23 protein-coding genes are annotated in these 20,095 nt (G+C 39.3%); 3 read left to right on the top strand and 20 right to left on the bottom strand.

Translation table 11 applies throughout. The features are described from left to right. Nucleotides 1-151 precede the first annotated feature (151 nt). From ACKI2P_RS06390 to ACKI2P_RS06435, 10 genes are read right to left on the bottom strand one after another with little or no spacing between them, the layout of a single operon-like run. Nucleotides 152-1,411, bottom strand: a complete 1,260-nt coding sequence (locus ACKI2P_RS06390; RefSeq protein ID WP_407376075.1) for a glycosyltransferase — start codon at nucleotides 1,409-1,411, stop codon at nucleotides 152-154. Between the two features lies 1 nt (nucleotide 1,412). Beyond that, complete coding sequence (locus tag ACKI2P_RS06395) at nucleotides 1,413-2,735, bottom strand: UDP-glucose dehydrogenase family protein (RefSeq protein WP_407376077.1); 1,323 nt, start codon at nucleotides 2,733-2,735, stop codon at nucleotides 1,413-1,415. Between the two features lie 56 nt (nucleotides 2,736-2,791). Beyond that, nucleotides 2,792-3,904: a glycosyltransferase family 2 protein gene (locus ACKI2P_RS06400; RefSeq protein ID WP_407376078.1), complete on the bottom strand. Its 1,113-nt coding sequence runs from the start codon at nucleotides 3,902-3,904 to the stop codon at nucleotides 2,792-2,794. Nucleotide 3,905: 1 nt separating this feature from the next. Continuing rightward, on the bottom strand, nucleotides 3,906-5,018 hold the full coding sequence (locus tag ACKI2P_RS06405) for a glycosyltransferase family 2 protein (protein WP_407376080.1): 1,113 nt from the start codon (nucleotides 5,016-5,018) through the stop codon (nucleotides 3,906-3,908). Nucleotides 5,019-5,028: 10 nt separating this feature from the next. After that, nucleotides 5,029-6,270 (bottom strand): glycosyltransferase, encoded by a 1,242-nt coding sequence (locus tag ACKI2P_RS06410; protein ID WP_407376082.1) that lies wholly within the window; start codon nucleotides 6,268-6,270, stop codon nucleotides 5,029-5,031. Nucleotides 6,271-6,274: 4 nt separating this feature from the next. Further along, the gene (locus tag ACKI2P_RS06415) at nucleotides 6,275-7,243 is read right to left on the bottom strand and encodes a hypothetical protein (RefSeq protein WP_407376084.1); all 969 of its coding nucleotides are present in this window, start codon (nucleotides 7,241-7,243) and stop codon (nucleotides 6,275-6,277) included. 14 nt (nucleotides 7,244-7,257) lie between these two features. Beyond that, complete coding sequence (locus ACKI2P_RS06420; RefSeq protein WP_407376086.1) at nucleotides 7,258-8,370, bottom strand: glycosyltransferase family 2 protein; 1,113 nt, start codon at nucleotides 8,368-8,370, stop codon at nucleotides 7,258-7,260. 47 nt (nucleotides 8,371-8,417) lie between these two features. Next, complete coding sequence (locus tag ACKI2P_RS06425; protein ID WP_407376088.1) at nucleotides 8,418-9,479, bottom strand: glycosyltransferase; 1,062 nt, start codon at nucleotides 9,477-9,479, stop codon at nucleotides 8,418-8,420. A 4-nt stretch (nucleotides 9,480-9,483) separates the two neighbouring features. Next, nucleotides 9,484-10,554 (bottom strand): glycosyltransferase family 2 protein, encoded by a 1,071-nt coding sequence (locus ACKI2P_RS06430; protein WP_407376090.1) that lies wholly within the window; start codon nucleotides 10,552-10,554, stop codon nucleotides 9,484-9,486. A gap of 39 nt (nucleotides 10,555-10,593) precedes the next feature. After that, nucleotides 10,594-11,232: a class I SAM-dependent methyltransferase gene (locus ACKI2P_RS06435; RefSeq protein ID WP_407376092.1), complete on the bottom strand. Its 639-nt coding sequence runs from the start codon at nucleotides 11,230-11,232 to the stop codon at nucleotides 10,594-10,596. Nucleotides 11,233-11,514: 282 nt separating this feature from the next. Here ACKI2P_RS06435 and ACKI2P_RS06440 point away from each other — a divergent pair, with 282 nt between their 5' ends. Then, the gene (locus tag ACKI2P_RS06440) at nucleotides 11,515-12,561 is read left to right on the top strand and encodes a phosphorylcholine transferase LicD (RefSeq protein ID WP_407376094.1); all 1,047 of its coding nucleotides are present in this window, start codon (nucleotides 11,515-11,517) and stop codon (nucleotides 12,559-12,561) included. Nucleotides 12,562-12,581: 20 nt separating this feature from the next. Here ACKI2P_RS06440 and ACKI2P_RS06445 read toward each other — a convergent pair whose 3' ends face one another. Together ACKI2P_RS06445 and ACKI2P_RS06450 are read right to left on the bottom strand one after the other, a co-directional pair. After that, nucleotides 12,582-12,971 (bottom strand): hypothetical protein, encoded by a 390-nt coding sequence (locus ACKI2P_RS06445; protein ID WP_407376096.1) that lies wholly within the window; start codon nucleotides 12,969-12,971, stop codon nucleotides 12,582-12,584. 14 nt (nucleotides 12,972-12,985) lie between these two features. After that, nucleotides 12,986-13,411: a universal stress protein gene (locus ACKI2P_RS06450; protein WP_407376098.1), complete on the bottom strand. Its 426-nt coding sequence runs from the start codon at nucleotides 13,409-13,411 to the stop codon at nucleotides 12,986-12,988. A gap of 122 nt (nucleotides 13,412-13,533) precedes the next feature. Between ACKI2P_RS06450 and ACKI2P_RS06455 the strand changes: the two genes are divergently transcribed. Both ACKI2P_RS06455 and ACKI2P_RS06460 read left to right on the top strand, forming a co-directional pair. Then, on the top strand, nucleotides 13,534-14,625 hold the full coding sequence (locus ACKI2P_RS06455) for a cation diffusion facilitator family transporter (protein ID WP_407376100.1): 1,092 nt from the start codon (nucleotides 13,534-13,536) through the stop codon (nucleotides 14,623-14,625). An 80-nt stretch (nucleotides 14,626-14,705) separates the two neighbouring features. Next, nucleotides 14,706-15,050 carry a hypothetical protein gene (locus tag ACKI2P_RS06460; protein WP_407376102.1) on the top strand — a complete coding sequence of 115 codons (345 nt, stop codon included), beginning with the start codon at nucleotides 14,706-14,708 and terminating at the stop codon, nucleotides 15,048-15,050. 61 nt (nucleotides 15,051-15,111) lie between these two features. Here ACKI2P_RS06460 and ACKI2P_RS06465 read toward each other — a convergent pair whose 3' ends face one another. Genes ACKI2P_RS06465 through ACKI2P_RS06500 form a run of 8 tightly spaced genes read right to left on the bottom strand, consistent with a single transcriptional unit; the run spans nucleotide 15,112 to nucleotide 20,058 of the window. After that, nucleotides 15,112-15,408, bottom strand: coding sequence for a hypothetical protein (locus ACKI2P_RS06465; protein ID WP_407376104.1), 297 nt, complete (start codon nucleotides 15,406-15,408; stop codon nucleotides 15,112-15,114). Beyond that, complete coding sequence (locus ACKI2P_RS06470; RefSeq protein WP_407376106.1) at nucleotides 15,405-15,695, bottom strand: hypothetical protein; 291 nt, start codon at nucleotides 15,693-15,695, stop codon at nucleotides 15,405-15,407. Before ACKI2P_RS06470 ends, ACKI2P_RS06465 begins: the two co-directional genes overlap by 4 nt. Further along, on the bottom strand, nucleotides 15,696-16,136 hold the full coding sequence (locus ACKI2P_RS06475; RefSeq protein WP_407376108.1) for a GNAT family N-acetyltransferase: 441 nt from the start codon (nucleotides 16,134-16,136) through the stop codon (nucleotides 15,696-15,698). A gap of 11 nt (nucleotides 16,137-16,147) precedes the next feature. Next, nucleotides 16,148-17,323, bottom strand: a complete 1,176-nt coding sequence (locus tag ACKI2P_RS06480; RefSeq protein WP_407376110.1) for a hypothetical protein — start codon at nucleotides 17,321-17,323, stop codon at nucleotides 16,148-16,150. Nucleotides 17,324-17,331: 8 nt separating this feature from the next. Further along, nucleotides 17,332-17,652 (bottom strand): zinc-ribbon domain-containing protein, encoded by a 321-nt coding sequence (locus tag ACKI2P_RS06485; RefSeq protein WP_407376112.1) that lies wholly within the window; start codon nucleotides 17,650-17,652, stop codon nucleotides 17,332-17,334. After that, nucleotides 17,645-18,223, bottom strand: a complete 579-nt coding sequence (locus tag ACKI2P_RS06490; RefSeq protein ID WP_407376114.1) for a hypothetical protein — start codon at nucleotides 18,221-18,223, stop codon at nucleotides 17,645-17,647. The genes ACKI2P_RS06485 and ACKI2P_RS06490 overlap by 8 nt, the downstream gene beginning before the upstream one ends. A 3-nt stretch (nucleotides 18,224-18,226) precedes the next feature. Then, nucleotides 18,227-19,138, bottom strand: coding sequence for an SseB family protein (locus ACKI2P_RS06495; RefSeq protein WP_407376116.1), 912 nt, complete (start codon nucleotides 19,136-19,138; stop codon nucleotides 18,227-18,229). A gap of 26 nt (nucleotides 19,139-19,164) precedes the next feature. Continuing rightward, nucleotides 19,165-20,058 (bottom strand): SseB family protein, encoded by an 894-nt coding sequence (locus tag ACKI2P_RS06500; protein ID WP_407376118.1) that lies wholly within the window; start codon nucleotides 20,056-20,058, stop codon nucleotides 19,165-19,167. Nucleotides 20,059-20,095 lie beyond the last annotated feature (37 nt).

Here is a 20,095-nt window from a genome sequence, read left to right on the forward strand (position 1 = left end):
ATAGTACAATTTGTCAAAAAAATATTATTTAAATCATTTAATTAAAGGCTGAAAAAATGAGTAATAAAACAATCCGGCTGTGTCTATTCTATCTTAATTATAAAAAAAGAAGAAAAAATAAATCCAATGTTATATTCATAACATGGAAAAACTATTTTTTGGCAGCCTTGCCTATGGCCCTCATAGGTTTGGTGACTTTCCAGCTTGTGGATGTCATCAGCTGTTCATTTACATATTTCAGGTCTTTGATTTCCTGCTTGTATTCCTTTTTATCCTTGGCAAGCTGTTTTTTCTCATGAGCGGTCTCATTCAGCTTTTCAGACAGTTTTTGGGTAGTCTTGAATAAGACCCTCTTGTCCTTTTTGACATCAATAAGTTCCTGTTTTTTCTCTTCAAGCAAATCCTGTGTCCTTTCAAGTTTATGGGTTGTGTCGTAGAGGTTGATTGACAATTCAAATTCACGGGCATTCTCTGAGCGAATACAGCTGTCAAAAATTTCACGAGGCCTTTCGGGAATGACTTCAAATATGTCGTCCTGCGCATATTCCTCCTTTTTGTCCAGAAAGTCCTTTTTCATCTTGTCAAAGTAGTCGAGCTTACTTTCACCCATGCTTTGTGAAAATCTCAGAAAGTTGCTTATAATGATTTTATCAAAAAGGTTGTATTTGCAAACATCAAACATTCCGTGCTCTTTTGTCAAATCTATCAGCTTGTTTGCAACAAAAATGTAGTCTGTGAAATTTTTTCCTGAGGTCATAAGTGAACCTGACCTCACACGTCTGTTGTAGAGATATCTGTCGTAAAAATACATCCTCTTGGATTTGAAAACTGATTCTATGAAGAATATGTTGTCCTCAAAAATTATTCCTTCAATGAATGAGAGATCCTTGACGACGCTGGCCTTGAAGAATTTGCTCCATGGGGATACGCTTATGCTGAACATCAGCTCACCAAGATCCTTATAGTTAAAGACTCTTCCCTGTGAAAAGTCCCTGATTTTATCCATGTCATAGTATGAAGTTGTGTAACGCTCACCTGTATCCTCATCAAAGGTTGTTGCCTTAAAGATAACCATGTCCAGTGAATCCTTTTCGGATATATCATAGAGCTCTTTCAGTGCATCCGCTTCAAGGTAATCATCAGAATCCATAAAGTAAACGTATTGCCCGGTTGCATTTCTCAAACCGGTGTTTCTTGCTGCTGAAGGACCCTTATTTTCCTGCTGTATGACTTTTATCCTGTCGTCCTTGGAGGCATATTCATTGAATATGTCAGGGGTAGAATCACTTGACCCGTCATCGACACAGATAATTTCCAAATCAGCCATGGTCTGATTTATAATACTGTCTAAACATTCGCCTATATATTTTTCAACATTGTATGCGGGGATAATCACTGAAATTAAAGCCATTTTAACATCCTATCTGATATAATTCAAATCCGAATTTTTCTATTTTCTTATCGTAAATATTTCTTCCGTCGAATATTACCGGCTGGTTGAGGTTTTCGTCAAGCAGTCTGAAATCAGGGTTTCTGAATTCCTTCCATTCGGTAATGAGTATAAGCGCATCGCACCCGACAGTCGCATCATATCTTCCTGTACAGAATTCAATTGAATCGAGATATTTATCGTCAATCGCCTTTTTGAATTCTTCTGTAGCCTGTGAATCGTATGCCTTGATTTTAGCACCCATTTTGATAAGGTGGGATGCAACGACAAGGGATGTTGCCTCACGCACGTCATCTGTCCCCGGCTTGAATGCAAGTCCCCAAATCGCAAAGGTCTTTCCGGTGAGGTCTTCGCCGAATCTGTCCATAACCTTTTTGACAAGAACTGTCTTCTGTTTTTTGTTGACGATTTCAACGTTGTTTAGAAGTTTCGGTTCATATCCGTTGACCTGTGCGGTATTGATCAGTGCCTGCACGTCCTTTGGAAAACAGCTTCCTCCGTATCCGCATCCTGCATAGATGAAGTCATAACCGATACGTCTGTCTGAACCTATTCCCTTTCTTACGTTCTGGACGTTTGCTCCTGTAACCTCACAGATGTTTGCAACCTCATTCATGAATGAAATCTTTGTTGCAAGCATTGCGTTTGCAACATATTTGGTCATCTCGGATGACTTGATGTCCATCAGGACAAACCTGTCGTGGTTGAGGACAAATGAACTGTACAAGTCCTTTAAGGTTTCAAACACCTCATCATCATCGGCTCCGATTACTACACGGTCAGGATGCAGGCAGTCTTCAATCGCATGACCTTCCTTTAGGAATTCCGGATTTGAGGCCATTTTGATATTGACCTTTGAATCATTTTCTTTCAATATCTTATTGATATGCTCCTCAACCCTGTATCCTGTTCCGACAGGAACTGTTGATTTTATGACAACGAGTGAATCATGGGAAATGTTGTTTGCAATATCTGATGCTGCAGAGAAGATATAATCAAGGTTGGCGCTTCCGTCTTCAGCCATAGGGGTTCCAACTGCAATGAAGATGATGTCTGTATCATCCAGTGCCTCTTTGATGTCTGTGGTGAATATCAAATCGCCCTTTTCCTGGCTTGTTCTAACCAGAGTACCCAAATGAGGTTCGAAAATAGGCAAAATGTTATTTTTCAGACCTTCGATTTTTTCTTCCACAATATCCACACAGTATACCTTGTTTCCCATCTTGGAAAAACAGGCGCCTGTTACAAGTCCAACATATCCGGTTCCGATAACAGTAATATTCATAATATCACAATATTTCTTAATAATTAAATTATGTTTTTATCATTTAAAAAGTTTAACTAAAATATCTTTCTAAATCTACTTTTAAAAGAGGATTTAGTATTATTTGTTTCTTTAGGCTTTTTTTCTGTTTTTTTATTTTGCAATTCTGATATGAATTCATATAAAAAGTCATTCTCTTTGATTAGCTTTTCATATTCATCATCTGTAAAGTCACTTTTCAATCTCAGCGGTGAGAGATACCTGTAGTATTCAAGCTGCTGGTCGGCTGAATAGTTCTTTTTGATGTATTCTTCATCCAGCCTTGACATCATCTCGCATAAAAGCGGCCTGACTTCGGGGAGGTTTTCATCAAAATAATCTCTTCTTTTAATGTTGTTGAGATATGCAAAGGCTCTCATATGCACCATTTTGGCGATGCCTTCGCTTTTTTTGCCGTATTTATCATACACATCCAGGTTATCCAGCATCCTTCTTATAGGTATTGTGTAGTCATTGAGATTGTTTGATGATGATGTGGGATTGAATTCCCTGTAATAGTAATAGGCGTCATCCATATATACGATTGAATCTGCAGCAAATGCTGTTTCATAGAAAAACGGATTGTCCACCCATCCTCCGCCTGCCTCTTCGATGAATGTGATGCCGTTTTTTTCTAAAAACTCCCGCCTGTATATTCCTGCCCATATTGACGGATGGCCTTTTATGAATGCGGGAAACTCCTCGATTGAAAAAGCTTCGTTTTCTGTGACATGACCTGATTTTGCCCTGTCCTTTTTCATATCTCCGTTTTCATAAACATGATAAAAACTGGCCTTTACAACATCCGCCTTTCCATTCAGGTTTGATGAATAGAGTTTTTCAAACATTTCACTGTCAACATAATCGTCTGTTTCGACAATGCCGATGTATTCGCCTCTGGCCTGGGACATGGCTACATTCATCTGATGGCCGTAGCTTTTCCTGTCGCTGTGAATCAGGCTGACTCTTGAATCTTTTGAGGCATGACTTTTAAGTATTTCTAAAGTGCCGTCCGTAGAGCCCGCATCGATGCATATGATTTCAATGTCACTCAAGCTTTGCTTTGTGACGCTTGTGATGCACTCATCAATAAAGTCCGCCACGTTCAATGACGGCATTATAACTGTAACTTTAGGATTTTCATCTGACATCTTATTTACCCTTAACCTTTAAAAATAGAGATACAGGAGCCTTGTCAAGCAGCCTGCGGTAATTTTTAACCTTGCCTTTCAACTTCTTGTTCTCTTTTGCGAGTGTGTTTTTCTCCATTGACATCATCAGGTTACTGTAGAGTAGGTCAAATTCCCTGAAATCCCTGGAGTATACCACCATTTCAAATCTTTTCTTGTTGTTCGGAGCAATCAGGCTTATGAACTCGTCATGAAGCTCATGTGTGAGCATTTTAGAGAAATCCTTTTTAAGCTCCTCATAGAAAAATTCCCTGAATTCCTCCCTCATAGTTGAGTACCTGTGAAATATCAGGTATATCTTGTGGTCATAAAGCCTCTTTTTGTATTTTTCAAAAAGGCCGTGATTGATGAATTTCTGAATGATCATGTTGTTGATTGTAATTGAACTGACGTAACGCTTGTCCCCAGCACCTGTTGATGAAGCTGAATGTCTTCTTCGGGTGTAGAGATACCTGTCATAGAAGTATATGCGTTCGGCGGAAAGGAAAACGTCCCAGAAGAATATGTTGTCGTGGAAAATCAGTCCCTCTGCAAACTGGGCATTTGTCGAGAGTACGAACTCCCTGTTGTACATCTTGCACCACGGAGTCACTGAAACCTTGAACATCAAATCTCCAAGATCCCTGAAGTTGAAAATCCTCTCTCCTACAAAATCACATACCTCATCCATGCTGTAGTCACTTGTCTTGAAGTACTCTCCGGTGTCTTCGGCATAGTTTTCGGCCTTGAAGAGTACGAAATCAAGACTTTTCTCCTCACATATGTCATAGCATTCCTTCAAGGCATTCAAATCCACGATGTCATCCGCATCCATGAAATAAATGTATTTTCCCTTAGCATGAGGAAGGGCATGGTTTCTTGCGGCACCTCCGCCCTGGTTTTCCTGATGGAAATACATCACCCTTGAATCCTTGGAGGCAATGTCCTTTAATATATCAAGTGAATTGTCCTCAGATCCGTCATCCACGCAAATCACTTCGATGTCATCCAGTGTCTGATTGAGCACGGCATCTATCGCTTCATTGAGATAATCTGCGGCATTGTAAACGGGAATAATAACAGAAACTTTAACCATAGTAACACCATCATTTTAAAATGTTTTTAAATTTCTTTGCAATCTTAAAGCTTTTGGATGATTTTACCTTTCCCACATCACTTTCAAGGCCGGCGGCCTCCTCTTCAAGCATTGCATTTTCTTTTTTAAGCTCTTCAATCTTGTCTGTTAGATTTTTGTGTCTTTTCTCCAGTCTGTCTATTTTATCATTGTAATATGAGTCCTTGTATTCGTCCAGTGAGTCTGAGCTCATTATCAAATCATATTTTTCCCGGACATGTTTTGGTAAAACGGACTCGTCCGTATTTTTCATGTGATTTTTGACAATCCTGAAGTTTTCTTCATCATCTGAGTAATATAATAAGTATGATTCTGCCGCAGTGTTGAATACTGTGAAATTCTCATCGTCTTGGGTGAAATATTCGTAGCGGTCAGGGAATATGATACCGTATATCCTGAATAAATCCTCATCCTTATTGTTTTTCTTCCAGTTGAGATAACGGGTGAGATGCAGCTTGTATTCGGCTGATATCTTTACAAGACCGTCACGTGCAAGCTCATCGCAGGCATCCCTGAAATGCTGCACATAGCTTTTCTTTTTCTGATAGTTGTTCATCTTGTTGTTGACCCCGCCTCCAACGGAATGGTTATATCCGTAGAGGTTACGTGAACATGTGTATACGACATCGGTGTTTCCAAGGGCCTTTGAGAGAAACACGGGGTCCTGCCCTCTCAATAAATCAGGAAATACTATTTCATGCATATCAAGGAACTCCTTTTTGAAGATGTTTTTGTAGAATGCATAGGGAATTCCATAGTCGTTCGGATTTATTTCACCTTCACCATCAAAGTATGCATAGTCTCCACGGCCGTAGTGGGGATTTTCCTTAAGAGTATAGTCCCTGTTTACAAACTGGAGGTTTGCAGAGACAATATCCGCACCGTTGATTTCGGCAATCTTATACATCATCTCCAGCGCATCGCCGTCGATGAATATGTCATCTGCATCAAGAAATGCAATATAGTCTCCGGTTGCGTTTGAAATACCGGTATTTCGGGCCTTGCCTGAGCCCTGATTATCCTGTGAAATAACTTTTATGAATTTATAATCATTACTGTACTGGTTTAAAAGTTCAAGGGAGTTGTCGGTTGAACCGTCATCAACGCATATGAGTTCAATGTCATTCAATGTCTGTTCATCAATGCTTCTGATGGATCTTTCCAAAAATTCGCCACCGTTGAATACGGGCATTATGATTGATATTTTAACCATGATATCACTTCTTTCTTCTCAGGGGTTCGGTAATCTTCCAGCTTGTAGAGTTGAATATCTTGTCATTTTCTTTTTTGAAAAATTCAATGTTCTTTTTGATTATTTCATTTTCCTTTCTGACATTTTCCGTATCCAGTGCAATTTCATACTGAACCATCAGCTTTTCAAACTCCTCGAAGTCATTTGAATATACAACATCGGAGAAAAACAGCATGCAGATAGGCTTGGTACCGTATGCAAAGTATGTAAACCTGTGGTGATAGACCATCTTGGTGAAGTCCTCCTTGAGATGGGTGTAATAATCCTCCTTCAACTCATCCGGAACATTCATATATGTATTGTAGAGAAGCTCCAGTCTCCAGTCAAAGAGAAGGAAATTGTATCTGACGTACAGGTCCCTGTCAATGAATTTGGTAAATACGCGGTTTGATATGTCTATCAAATCCAGCTGGTAATCGTAACTTTCAGTGACGTCCTTTGATGTTACTTGAGCCGGGTAAAACGAGAATCTCTTTGCATTTAAAACAGCTTCCCAGAAAAACAGGTAATCGTCTTCGCCGATGCCTTCAAGCTGTCTGGCGAATGAGGTTTTGAAAAACTTGGTGTTTCTCGCCATGTCCATTCTGAATGTTTTTCCTTTGAGGAAAACGAAGCTGTGGATTTCGCTGTCAAATTCATCATCACTGTCAAACTGCAGGAAATCAAGATTTTTATCCTCACAAATTCCAACACAGTCTCTGAAAAGGTTTTTATCAATTACATCTCCCTGATTTAAAAAATAAACGTACTGGCCTGTGATTTCATCAGCAGCTGACTCCATGTCAGATGCATATTTAACTTTCTCATGAGCAAATTCGTTCTGCCCGATGCAAATCACTTCAATGTCATCAAGGCTTTGATTCAATACGCTTTCAATAGAATCACTAAAATATTCATTGTCCTTTAAAGCCATTACGGCAGATACCTTAACCATAATCATCACTTAACCTATTTTTTAATGGACCTTAACATACGGGTCTTCTGCCAACTGTTTGAGTTGATTAAATCATCATGAGTCTTTCTTGCATTTTCATATCTTCTCTTCAGGCTCTCGTTTTTAAGCCTGACCATATAGTTTTCATATGCATAGTCGAAGGTATCAACATCCTCGTAAGTCAGCACGGATTCAAATACCCTTCGCTCGGCATCTGTGAGGTCTTTGATGATGTACTGCTTGAATTCCTCATCGCTTGCAATTCTCCGGTAGTCCTCACGGAGCCTGTCGAGGAAATACTGTTTGAATTCAGGTTTGATATGTCTGTACCAGTGGAAATTTGTATAGAACTTCTTGTGGAGCAGGTTCTCCTTATAGTTATCGAACTCTCCGTATTTGAAAAATACCTGCCAGATCAGATCGCAGATATCAATGTAGTTTGCGAAATGCTGTCCGCCGGAGGTTGTTGATGAGGTTGAGTACCATCTCCTTTTAAACAGATGCTTTCTCAAGAATGTTATTCTATCGGCGGCAAAGAGTGTATCGTAGAAAAATACGTTATCATCAAAAACAAAGCCTTCAGGATATATGATATTGTTTTTCATGACAAATTCCCTGTTGTAAAGTTTGGACCATGGAGTTACTGTAATCTTGAATACGTAATCCCTGATGTCCCTGTAGTTGAAAACGGAATCCCCAACAAAATCCGCAAGCTCGTTCATGCTGTAGTTTTCAGCTTCAACAAGCTCACCGGTATCCATGTAATAGTTGATTGCCTGGAATATGACGAAATCAACGTTCCTCTCTTCGGCCACATTATAGGTTTCCTCAAGGGCGGTCAGTTCAAGGATGTCATCGGAATCCATGAAAAATATGTACTTTCCGGTTGCAAGCCTCATCCCCCTGTTTGTTGCAACGGCATGACCACCGTTTTCCTGATCAAGAACTGTCATGCGCTCATCGCGGGATGCATATTCATTTAAAATCTCCAGGGAACGGTCCTGGGAACCGTCATTTACGCATATTATTTCAATATCCTTCAATGTCTGGTTTATGATACTGTCCAAACATTCACCTAGAAAATCCTCAACATTATAAACCGGAATTACAACAGAAACCTTAACCATAATATCACTTATATTAATAAAAAATATGTTTTTAAAAGTATTTAAAACTATTTTAAAATCTTTTTGATTCGGTATTTTATAAAATTAGGTAATCTTTTCTGATTTTTGAGTCGGATGTTTTCCCGGGTCAGCTCATAGTTTCTCAGTCTCAAATCGAATTCCTTTCGTGTCTTTGAGTTGACCGCACCGGTGAAAATGGTCCTGTTTTTATCGTCCAGAAGCCCTTCAAAGGAAGCGTCTTCGGTGTTTTCAAAGTCCAGTTTCATTTCACGGTAAAAGTCGTCCTTGAACTCATCCCTGATTTCCAGATATCTTGTATGAATCCAGAAGACTTTCTTGTTGTAGAGAATCTCCTTGTATTTATCAAGCTGACCGTATTTTACAAAGAGCTTTATGATGTTGTTCACGACATTTATTATGTTTATGTATCTTAAATCCCCAGCTCCGGTTGATGAGGCGGAATGCCTGCGTCTGATGTATAGTGATTCGTCCAGAAAATACATCCTTTCCGCATTGAAAAGCACTTCCCAGAAAAACTGATTGTCATGGAATATTGAGCCTTCCAAAAACCTCGCCCCGGTTTTTGAAACGAACTGTCTGTTGTAGAACTTGCACCATGGTGTCACGCTGATGTTGAATATCAGCTCGCCCAGATCATCATATGAAAAGACTTTTCCACGGGCAAAATCCCTTATTTTATCCATATTGTAGTATGGGGTTTCAAAATACTCTCCGGTATCTTCCGCATAGTTGACTGCCTTGAATATCACAAAGTCAAGGTCATTTTCTTCACATACATCATACAGCCTGGCGAACGCATCTTTTTTAATCTCATCATCGGCATCCATGAAATAGAGATATTTTCCGGTGGCATAAGAAAGTGCATTGTTTCTTGCAGCTCCTCCGCCCTGATTGGACTGGCTGAACACCCTCACCCTGTCATCATCTGAAGCAATCTGATTTAGAATGTCAAGTGAGTTGTCTTCTGACCCGTCATCCACACAGATGACCTCCAAATCACTTAAAGTCTGATTCAATATGCAGTCCAGGGATTCTTTCAGATAATCGCTTGCATTGTAAACGGGAACAATAACGGAAACCTTAACCATCCTATCACCTTTTAATTTTCGAGAATACCAGATCCCTTACGGGCCAGTTTATAAGCTCTTTCAAATGCCTGTTGTCTATTTCCAGTTCATAGTTTTTAATCATGAGCTCGTATTCCTCGGCGGTTTCGCATTCAAGACAGCTTTCAAAAATGACCTTCGGCCAGTCAACCAAATCGTCAGCAATATAGTGGAAGAACTCATCATCGCTTGCTATCCTTTCCAAATCCTTTTTCATCTCTGCGAAATATTGGCCTTTGTATTCTTCCTGGATATTCTTGAACCAGTAGTTCATGGATCCGAACTTTTTGGTGCACAGCATCTCCTTATATTCGTCAAACACACCATGTTTAAAGAATATCTGCCATATCATGTCGGATATGGTGATGTAGTTAATGTAGCGCTCATCACCTGCTCCTGTTGATGAGGCGGAATGTCTTCTTCTGATATAGAGGAACTTGTTTAAAAAATAGATTCTCTTTGCATAAAAGAGACTGTCATAAAAGAATATGTTGTCATGGAAAATCAGGCCTTCGGCAAATTGCGCCTTGGATGCCTTTACGAATTCATGATTGTAGAACTTGCACCACGGGGTGACGGACATCTTGAAAACCATATCTCCCAAATCCTTATAACTGAATACGGAGTCTCCTACAAATTCCGAAAGCTCATACATGGAATAATCCCTGCTTTCAAAATACTCTCCTGTATCTTCGGCGTAGTTTATGGCCTGAAAAATAATAAAGTGCAGGTTTTTAGCTTCAGCTATTTCATAGCATTCCTCCAGGGCGCCGTCTTTAAGCTTGTCGTCGGCATCCATAAAGTAGATGTACTCTCCGCTGGCATGTGTCAGTGCAACGTTTCTAGCAGCACCCCCTCCCCTGTTTTCCTGATGGTAAACCTTTACACGGCTGTCTGATGCAGCAATTTCATTTAAGATTTCAAGGGAGTTGTCCTTTGAACCGTCATCTACACATATGACCTCAATGTCACTTAATGACTGGTTCAATATGCCGTCAAGGGATTCCTTTAGATAATCTGCGGCATTGTAAACGGGAATTATAACTGAAACTTTCATATTAACACTTTATTTTTTTTAAATGGAGTCTTCCATATTCTATTGTTTTTTTGCTATGATTCTTATGACATAAGGGTTGTCGTCCTTATATACGGCCAAATCGTTGTCTTCAATTTTGTATCTGATTTCAAAATCTCTTGACTCCAGCTTTTCGGTTATGGCGTCAAGGTCCATGTACCTTCTGTAGTGGGTTGTGAAGTTTTCGGATTCGCTTAGCTTGTCGCCCTTCTTAAACATGGGATCATTAAGGCTTCTCGCCTCAAGCAAAAAGCATCCTCCTTTATTCAGATTGTCTGAAATCCAGTCCAATGTTCTGTCTTCTTTAGCCTCATTGATTGAATGGAAAGTGAATCTGGAATAGATGTAATCGAAATCTGTTCCCTTTATGAGCTCGGAAGAGGTTTCTTTGAGATTTGTAAAGTCGTCACAGACAAATGTGATGTTGTCATTTTTATAATTTTCATTGAGGTAGTCTATTTCAGTCTGGACCTGGTCTACAGCCACAACATTGATGTTGTTTTTTGAAAAGAAAATGCTGTCCCTTCCGTTTCCGCAACCCAGTTCAATAAGATTTTTGTTTTCATCCAGCTTATCCGCAACAAACTCCGCAAAGGAAGATGCGCCAGTAGGGTTGGAATGAGTTGAATAGTACTCGGTCCAATAATTTTTATCATTCATTTTTAACCTCCAGTATGCGATTTATTATTATAATGTATATGGGCTATCATATAAATAATTTCAAAGTCCCATGAAACTCACCAATTCAAAAAATCGGTTATCCATATCCTTTTTGTAATAGATTGGGCAAATGAATTATAATTGTTTTTAATGTTTATCCATATTTTTAAACAATCATGTAAAAGAGTATGTCAATTGTCGAAAATCATTTTTAGCCGACAAAAGATATTTATTTGATAGTATAAATAAATAATACTAATTTAATATTATATCTGTGATTTTATGGGAATTAAGGAATATTTTTTAAATAAAAGTAATAGTTACCGATTTTACAAAGAACAATATGAAAAGCATGTTCTTCCGAACAAAAACAGTAATAATCCTGTCAGCAACGATATTAAAAAGGAACTGCAGCAGTTAAGAGAGGAAATGGAGCTTCAAAAGAAATATATGGACTCAACAAACGATCTGTTCAATGTCCTGTTTTTGGATTACAAACACGAATGCGTTGGTATTCTCAAAAACCTCCAGGCTTTATGTACAGAACTTCTTGAGTTTGTAAACAACATCTGCAAGGCAAACGACCTCAACTGGTGGCTTGACTACGGAACCCTTTTGGGAGGTATCCGCCACAACTACTTTATCCCATGGGATGACGATACCGACATCGGAATGATGAGAGAGGATTATATTAAATTTGATAAAATCATCCATGAGGAAGTTAAAAAACATAAAATCGACGATATAATCAAACTTCAGTACAAACAGCGTAAAATTAAAGGCGAAATCATCGGAAGCTTTCTTCTGATTTTTTTAAGGGACTACCTTCCTAACGGAGAGTACCCTATTCTTGCCGGAATTGACGTTTTCCCATATGACTACGTCAGACACGCTCCGGATTTGGATGACGATGAATATCAGCGCCATTACTTTTTAACCAAAAAGGAACTTTTCCAAAACATTCTCGATGGAATGGACCCTGATGAAAGACTAAAAATTGTCTATGACAAGCTTGACCTGACTTTTGACAGGCAAAAATACATCCTTCCGGGAGTTGAAGGTGCATGCGGTCCTTACAACCTCTATGACCTGATGCTTCTTGAAGATGAAAAGCTGTTCCCATTGAAGCAAACCAAGTTCGGCGATAAGGTGTTTCCGGTTCCCAACAACTATGACCATCACTTGAAAACAATATACGGAGATTATATGGTCGTTCCAAAAACAGTCCATGCCCACAGCAGGGTAAATAAATTAAGATATAATTCAAATAATGATGAGATTTTCGAGAGATCTCTTCAAAGACTAAAAGAAGTAAATGAAAAATATTGAATTTAACTTCAATATTTTTTTTAATTGTAACCGTCATCAACAACCAATGGTTCGATGTGTCTTGACTCCTTGTTGAAAAGAGTACCGTTGTAATTGCAGTAAATGGTATAGTTACCGTTTTCATATGCAACCAGATTGATTGCTCCGGTACCGTCCTCATCGGTAGTTACGTTATACTTGTTTCCCCAACCTGAGTCATCAAGAATTTTAATGTCGACAGTTTCGCCAGGGTAGACGTTTCTGTACTCATCGGTAAGTTGAATCTGTACGAAATCTCCGTTTTTAAGTGTAGAGTTGCTTAAAACTTCAATTTTTGTATTGTGACTATTGGCTGAAATATACATCATTGATGCAATTCCGACAATAGCTATTATGACTATCGCCACGATTATTGCTTTAACCTTATCCATAAAAAAACCCCTCTTTAATTATTATGAACTAATAACACATCAATTTCAGCAGTTTTAAGTACCTTTTCGGCAACGCTTCCTATAAGGAATTTGTGAAGTCCGCTTTTTCCGGACGCTGATATGACAATCAGTTCCACGTCTTCCTCTTCGGCTACCTGATTGATTGTTTCTGCAGGAAAACCTGTTTTTACAAGAGTTTTGACGTTTATGCTGTCGTCGAACATTTCTTTCATATGTTCAACGGCTTCTGTTGCTTCCCTTTTCAATCTTTCGTTGACTTTTTTTATTTTGTTTTTTCTCTGAAATGCACTTGAGGTTATTTTACCTGCAACTGATAAAATGATTACTTCACCGCCATCACAAAGTAATCTTGAAACCCTGTCCACTTCCTGCTCTGCATATCCGGAACCGTCTGTAGGTAATAAAATCTTTTTATACATTAATTTACTCCTAAAAAAATATCGTTAATAATATATTATTTTTAATTTAATTTAAATATTGTGTAAAATAACTGTTAGTTAAGCAATCATTTAATTAACGATTAGAAATAAATATAAACTTTATGACAAGACAAGATAAGATAGTAAAGACAAGCATAATTGGCATTGTCGTAAACCTCATTCTGGTTGCATTCAAGGCCAGTGTCGGTATACTTTCCAACTCCATTGCAATTACTTTGGATGCAGTCAACAACCTGACTGACGCTCTTTCTTCAATCATTACAATTATAGGGGCAAAGCTTGCAAACAAAAAGCCGGACAAGTCACACCCTTACGGTTACGGAAGAATAGAATATTTCTCATCAGTGATAATTGTGGCAATCGTCTTGTGGGCGGGTTTCACCTCACTCATGGAGTCATGGCCAAAGATATTCAATCCGGACGTTACCAGCTATTCGGCAGTTTCCCTTATTATCATTGCCGTTGCAATCATTGTAAAGTTCTCACTTGGAAGATACGTTAAAAACATCGGTGAAAGCATCAATTCACAGGCGCTTGTAGCATCTGGAAGCGACGCATTTTTCGATTCCCTGATTTCACTTTCAACACTGATAGGAGCGCTTGTTTCAGTATTTTTCGGCATTTCGCTTGAAGGAATACTCGGTGTAATCATTTCAGTCGTAATCATCAAGGCAGGTATTGACATGCTTAGGGAAACCGTGGACAGCATGATAGGTGCAAGGGCAGACTCAGAACTTTCAAAAAAACTGAAAGAGTCAATCTGTGAAGTCCCTGGCGTTTACGGTGCATATGATTTGACCCTTCACAACTACGGACCTGAAGACATACAGGGATCAGTGCACGTAGAGGTGGACGATAACCTTACGGCCCTTGAGATTCAAAAGCTTTCAAGAATTATCCAGACAAAAATCATTAACGAATTCTCAATCATTCTCACCGTCGGAGTATATGCCCATTATGAAAGCTACAGGGACATCCGCAATGACATATATGAAATAGCAAGCAGATACCCTGAAATCCTTGAAATACACGGATTCATTGTATATGAAGATGAAAAATTGGTAACCTTTGACATGATTGTAGATTTTGATGCCGACAGGCAGGCAATCAAACAGAAGGTTCTGGATGAATTGAAATCAAAACATCCTCAGTTCAACTATTTCATTATAGATGACTACGATGTCAGTGATTAATCTCTTCGGTAAATCCGAAGGATATCTGCACAATTATGTTAAATACTAGTTTGAACAAAAAGTAAAACAAGGTGAATATAATGGATAATAAAAAAATAATATTGATAGCAATTGTTGTTTTGGTTATTATTCTTGCAGTATTTGGTGCATTTCTCGCCACCAAAGAAAACCCTGTTGACAATCTCGCCAACCTGACAGAAAACAAGACTGTGATAAACATAGATCTTGCAAACAATACAACTGTTGTAGGTGACAACTCAACAAGAGTAAATGAAACCGCAAACAACAACACAACCTACAAGGTATATAACCCTCAAAGTGACTCATACGTTGATGTAATCGGTGAAAAATTCGATGAAGACGTCAACAGATGGTACACATACGACACTGACGGCGTTAGATACTACAACACAAGAATTAATTAAATTTAATTCTTTCTTTTTTTTCTTTTTTTAAAATTTTAGACTATTTTTTTAAAAAATCAGATCAGTCCTTGAAAAACACTTCACTTATCAGATTGTCACGGTATATGGTTTCATCCTTAAGGCCTTCTATGTGATGTATCACGTTAAGCTTCAGGTCTTCAAGTTTTATTCTGGTGTACATGTCGTAAAAATCAACATGGAATATAAAGACGCACTTTACGTTCATGTCATAGTCATATACCACCCAGTTGGGGCCTATGATGTCAAGAAAGTGTATTGACCATTTGGACATGACGCTGCATATCCTTTCGGTTACCTCATCCACATCAAAGTCAGGTTCTATAATAATCTCTTTCATTGGTAAAATTCCTCAGGTTCTGTTTGGGGCTTGAGGAGTTCTATCTCTTCCCTGTTGAAGATGCCGAACATCACTATTTCGCTTTTCCTGATGGACATTGCCTGTGATATTGATTCATCTTCTATGGAAATCATTGAAACGTCAAGCCAGTCCTCGTCCTCGGCAAGGTATCTGCACGGTTCGAAGAGTTGGTATTTTGTTATTATAGTTAAAAGAACATCATTAATATCTATTTCGGTTCCGGTGTTGAGTTCGTTAAGGTTAACCACTTTGTTTTTCACATTCATTCAATCACGCTCGTATAAAAATTCATAATGCTTAATGCCGTCTTCCAGGTAGCTGTCGGATACTCTTTTAAATCCGAGAGATGTATAAAAATCACACAGATATGCCTGGCCTGAAAGCCTTATCGCATTTCGGTTTAAATCATTTAGGATAAAATCCATTGCCTTTTTCATCATTTTACGGGAAAGACCGTCTCCCCTGTATCTTTCATCAACAATGAGACGCCCTATCGCCATCTCGGCATACGCCACATTTTCCTTAAGTATCCTTAAAGCGCCGACGATATTTTCCCCGTCTTTAATAAACAGATGATATGAATCATAGTCCTTTCCGTCAAGGTCCTGATAGCAGCAGTCCTGCTCCACTACAAAAACCTCAACCCTCAGCCGTAGGATTTCATACAGTTCGCTGAGCGTCAGATCGCCGAATTGCTTAAGTATCAATTGTATTTTGATCACCACATCTCGTTGTATGATTCAAGCTTTTCAGCGTTATCCATTGAAACCACAAATCCTTCAACCAAAAGCAGTCTGATGGCCTCAACCATACCTTTACGGTTCAACAGTGTGCAGTTTTCATGAATCAGATTCCTGTAGTCGGGCTGGTCTAGAATGTCTCTTCTGAACTGGTCTTTAATCTCTGAGAGCATTTCCGCATCAATAAATGACTCCAGAATTTTCTTGATAATGTTTGCGAATGTGTTTCCGATTGTTTTAAGCATCTCGATTTCGCTTTTTTCAAGCTCCACTGATTTCTCTATATTTAAAAATGAGGAGTAATCCTGAAATCCGTAAAGTGTAAATCTTCCTTCAACTGTGTGGGCCGCATATTCATCAACAAGGGCCGTAACCGGGGAATATGAAAGAATGAATGTTGCAACCGATTCTATTTCTGTGGTTTTGCTGCACTCCCAGATTGTGCAGAGAACATGTGTGATGATTTCCTTTATGAGAAAATGTGCAAGTTCATGAAGCATTGTGGTAATCTGAAGGGCATCAAGCTGTCTGTCGTCAACATAAATCCTGTTGAAGCGGTAATATCCGAGTTCCGCTCCGTATGATTTGTATTCAACATCAACGAATGCCTTTGTAAAAAGCATTATTTTTTCTACAATAGACAATGAGTCAAGGTAAATTCCGTTGTCCTTGACGGCCGCATCAAGTCTTTTGAAAGCCGTCCTTTTGATGTTTAAGACTATCTTATTAACGTCAAAATTCTCAACTGTCAGCTTTTCAAGATTTTCAGCTGTCAGTATGTCACTGAAGTTGTTATACTGATTGTTGGCTGTGAAATCAAATGTCGGATTCAAATCGATTGATGATATGTCAACGCTTTTTATTTCCCTGAGCTTTTCGGCACAATCAAGGCAGAAGTTTTCCCCTTCGGGATATTTCCTTCCGCACTCCGGGCAGAATTTTGTCAATGGAGTTACATCATAATCACAGATGAGTTCATTAACTTCATCTTTTAAAACGGGCTCTTCCAAGTCAAAATCGGCAGCGGGCGCATCCATTAGTTGGTATTTGGCATGCATTTTATATTGGAAGTCGGGTCTTTTGGTTAACCTCTCAATAATCAGCTTCTTTTCTCTATCAGTTCTGGTATAACCGCCCAGGCCCTTCAAGGTCATTTAAACACCTACCTTATGATAAAAAAACTGATTGCCCATACAACGAGGGATACGATGATTACGTACTTACCGTTTCTGTTTGCCTTTTCGCTGTCCTTTCTTGTTAAAAGATAAACGCCTGTAATTAGTCCGAAAAGAGGAATCAGAACGGCAAAGATGTATCCTACGATGATTGCTGTTTTATGATCGTTCTGGGTTGTAGGAGGATAGTAATCCGTATTCTGTGAAGATTGTGTTGTTTGAAAGTCTTCGAGGTTTTTTCCGCAGGACTTGCAGAACTTTGCATTGTCAACAAGCTCCTCTCCGCAGTATGGACAGAATTTAGTCATCAGACTCAACTCCCACAATACTTTCAGTGAGTTGTTCGACGTTTTTGTATACTTCCATATCAATAAGTGTAGGAAGTTCAGGAGGAGCTCCCAGAAGTTCGATTGATGCCTTTATCGGAATGTATACCTTTTTGATGCCTATGTCAACACATAATCCCAGAATCTGAGGCAAGTGTCCGCAGACTGCCTCGCTGAGTATAACTGTCGGTGCGTCAAACTTCATTCCTTTTTCATTCATTTCATTTAATGCAGTTTCGGCAGCATCATATTCATCAAGCACTGCAGAACCTGTCAGATTATCGATTGTAGTTTCATTATTTTTCACGGATAACCTGAACACGTCCATGTCCTCTATGATGTAGACTTCACCTTCGCCAAGTTCATCGGCAGTGAAGTCGGTTTCAATAGATATCTCCTCCGCCTGAGGCATGACGTAACTTGGAAACAGTGTATTTTCTTCCGGCTGTTTGTTTTCCTCTTCACCGGCAATTATCTTTAAAAGACGGATGATTTCCTCGTTTTGCGCTTCAATGTTTCTGTTTATTTTAATCAAATCGGATAAACCGCTCATTTTTTAACCTCGCTCGTTTAGTAAAAATAAATAATAAATTGATTCTGAAAGCCTTTCGTCATTAGCAAACCTTTCAAATCCAAGGGAGTATTTCAAAAGCACAGTCCTCGGAATGAGAACGCTGTCGGACTCGGGGTTTATGATAAGGCCGTCCATATCCTCGGTAAGTATGAAGTTGACCAGCGTTGCCAGATTGATGATTTGTGCATATCTGTAACCGGGCAGACTGACCTCGGCCATCTTCGAGTCTGATGTAAATACTGTGGCATAGACGCCTCCGAGCCTGTCTGTGTACATGCTTGCAAGCGGCCCTGTGGATTTCTGTGAGATTAGACCGTTTTCGGCATGGTCAGACAAATCAAGGTTTGATGTCATAAGCCCCAGAAGCCTGGATGATGCAAGACGTTCAAAAAGGGCTTCCCAGTTTCCTATATTTGCAGGATTTCTGATGAAATCCTCCAAGGCACTGTTGTCGACAGAAGCCATGATTTCAGTCAGTTCCTCTTCGCTGTAGGGATCTGTTGTGTAAAAATTAGTTTTGGGAATGTTGTTTATGCCCAAAATGAAATCCCTCTTGAAGAGATATTTCTCGCATGAGGGATTCAGTATATATCCATCGATGTCTGTTGTTTTAAGGACATTGCGGTAAAGCTCGAAGGAATTTTCAAACACCTCCACTTCATCGTCACCGTAGAACTTTCGAAACTCATCCAAATCCGTGAAAAGGGGAGTGTATTTGTGCGGGCCCTCCTCATAAATGATGAAGTTCAAAGTGCCGTTTTCCTTTTTGGCAGGGATATACAGGCTTGAATATCGAAACTCGTTTATGAGCCTTGTCAATAGCTCGGGAGTTATCTCATTTCCGTTTGCATATATATCCTCAATAACAGTTCTGAGATGCTTATGGGTATTCATTGGTATAATATTGTTCAAGATTATATTTATAATTTGAAGGCATATCTTGGAGCGTCATCGAATCTTGAATCCTCGACGATAAGTTCAATTCCCTTTGCCTGTGTGAGCAGGTCGTCACGGTGGATGTATTTTTCATCGCCGTTCGGATTGATGATGAATCCGTCAAGGTCATTTTCCAGAATGTAATCTATGAGATTGGACATTCTTGTAATCTGGCCGTAATAGTGCATGCCGTCATCGGTGAGGGAATTTTTAAGGCTTTTCTTGCTTGTAAAGACCGGAACCAGATGTATGTCTCCGTCCTCAAGGGTGCACAGTTTGAACTCGCCGACCTTATCCCCGTCAAGAATGCCGTCTTCAAGCATCTCGTCAAGGGATTCTTCAGAATATACTATGTTCAGTATTGTGGTGTTGCTTAAAAGGGCAAAAATGTCTTCACGGCTGAAGTTGTCATAGAAATCAGCGTCGGTTGCGCTTTCAAATATTTCCCTGAGCCTGCCAGCAGGGTATGCCTCTCCGTTATCGGTTACGTTGAGAGGTGCGTCGCCACTAATTTGTTTTAAAAACTCATTATCAAAAGTAAGGCAATCGCTTTCATAGTTTATTGCTATTCCCTCAAGGTCTTCCTCACAGACTATGTCAAGATAGTCCCTGAAGGGAAATCCCAGTATTATGTCTGAATCTGTGTGCTTTCTGAACTCGTCCATATTGGTGTAAAGAGGCAGGTAGCTTTTGGAGTCCACGCTGACCTGGTCGAGTATGAACCTGTCCTCTTCGGCCACGACAGGTGCCAGAAGCTTTGATACCTTAAGTTCACCTAAAAGATTTGCAAGCACCATGTCAGGCGCCTTTTTACCGTCATCCACATATTCCCTGTAATGTTCAAGAACATCGCTTAAATGTTTATTCTCTGATACCATGTCAAAATCTCACAACAGTTGTTATTTAAATATTATA

Origin of the sequence: Methanobrevibacter sp., from assembly GCF_045541095.1 — an archaeon.
In the GTDB taxonomy this organism is placed as follows: domain Archaea; phylum Methanobacteriota; class Methanobacteria; order Methanobacteriales; family Methanobacteriaceae; genus Methanocatella.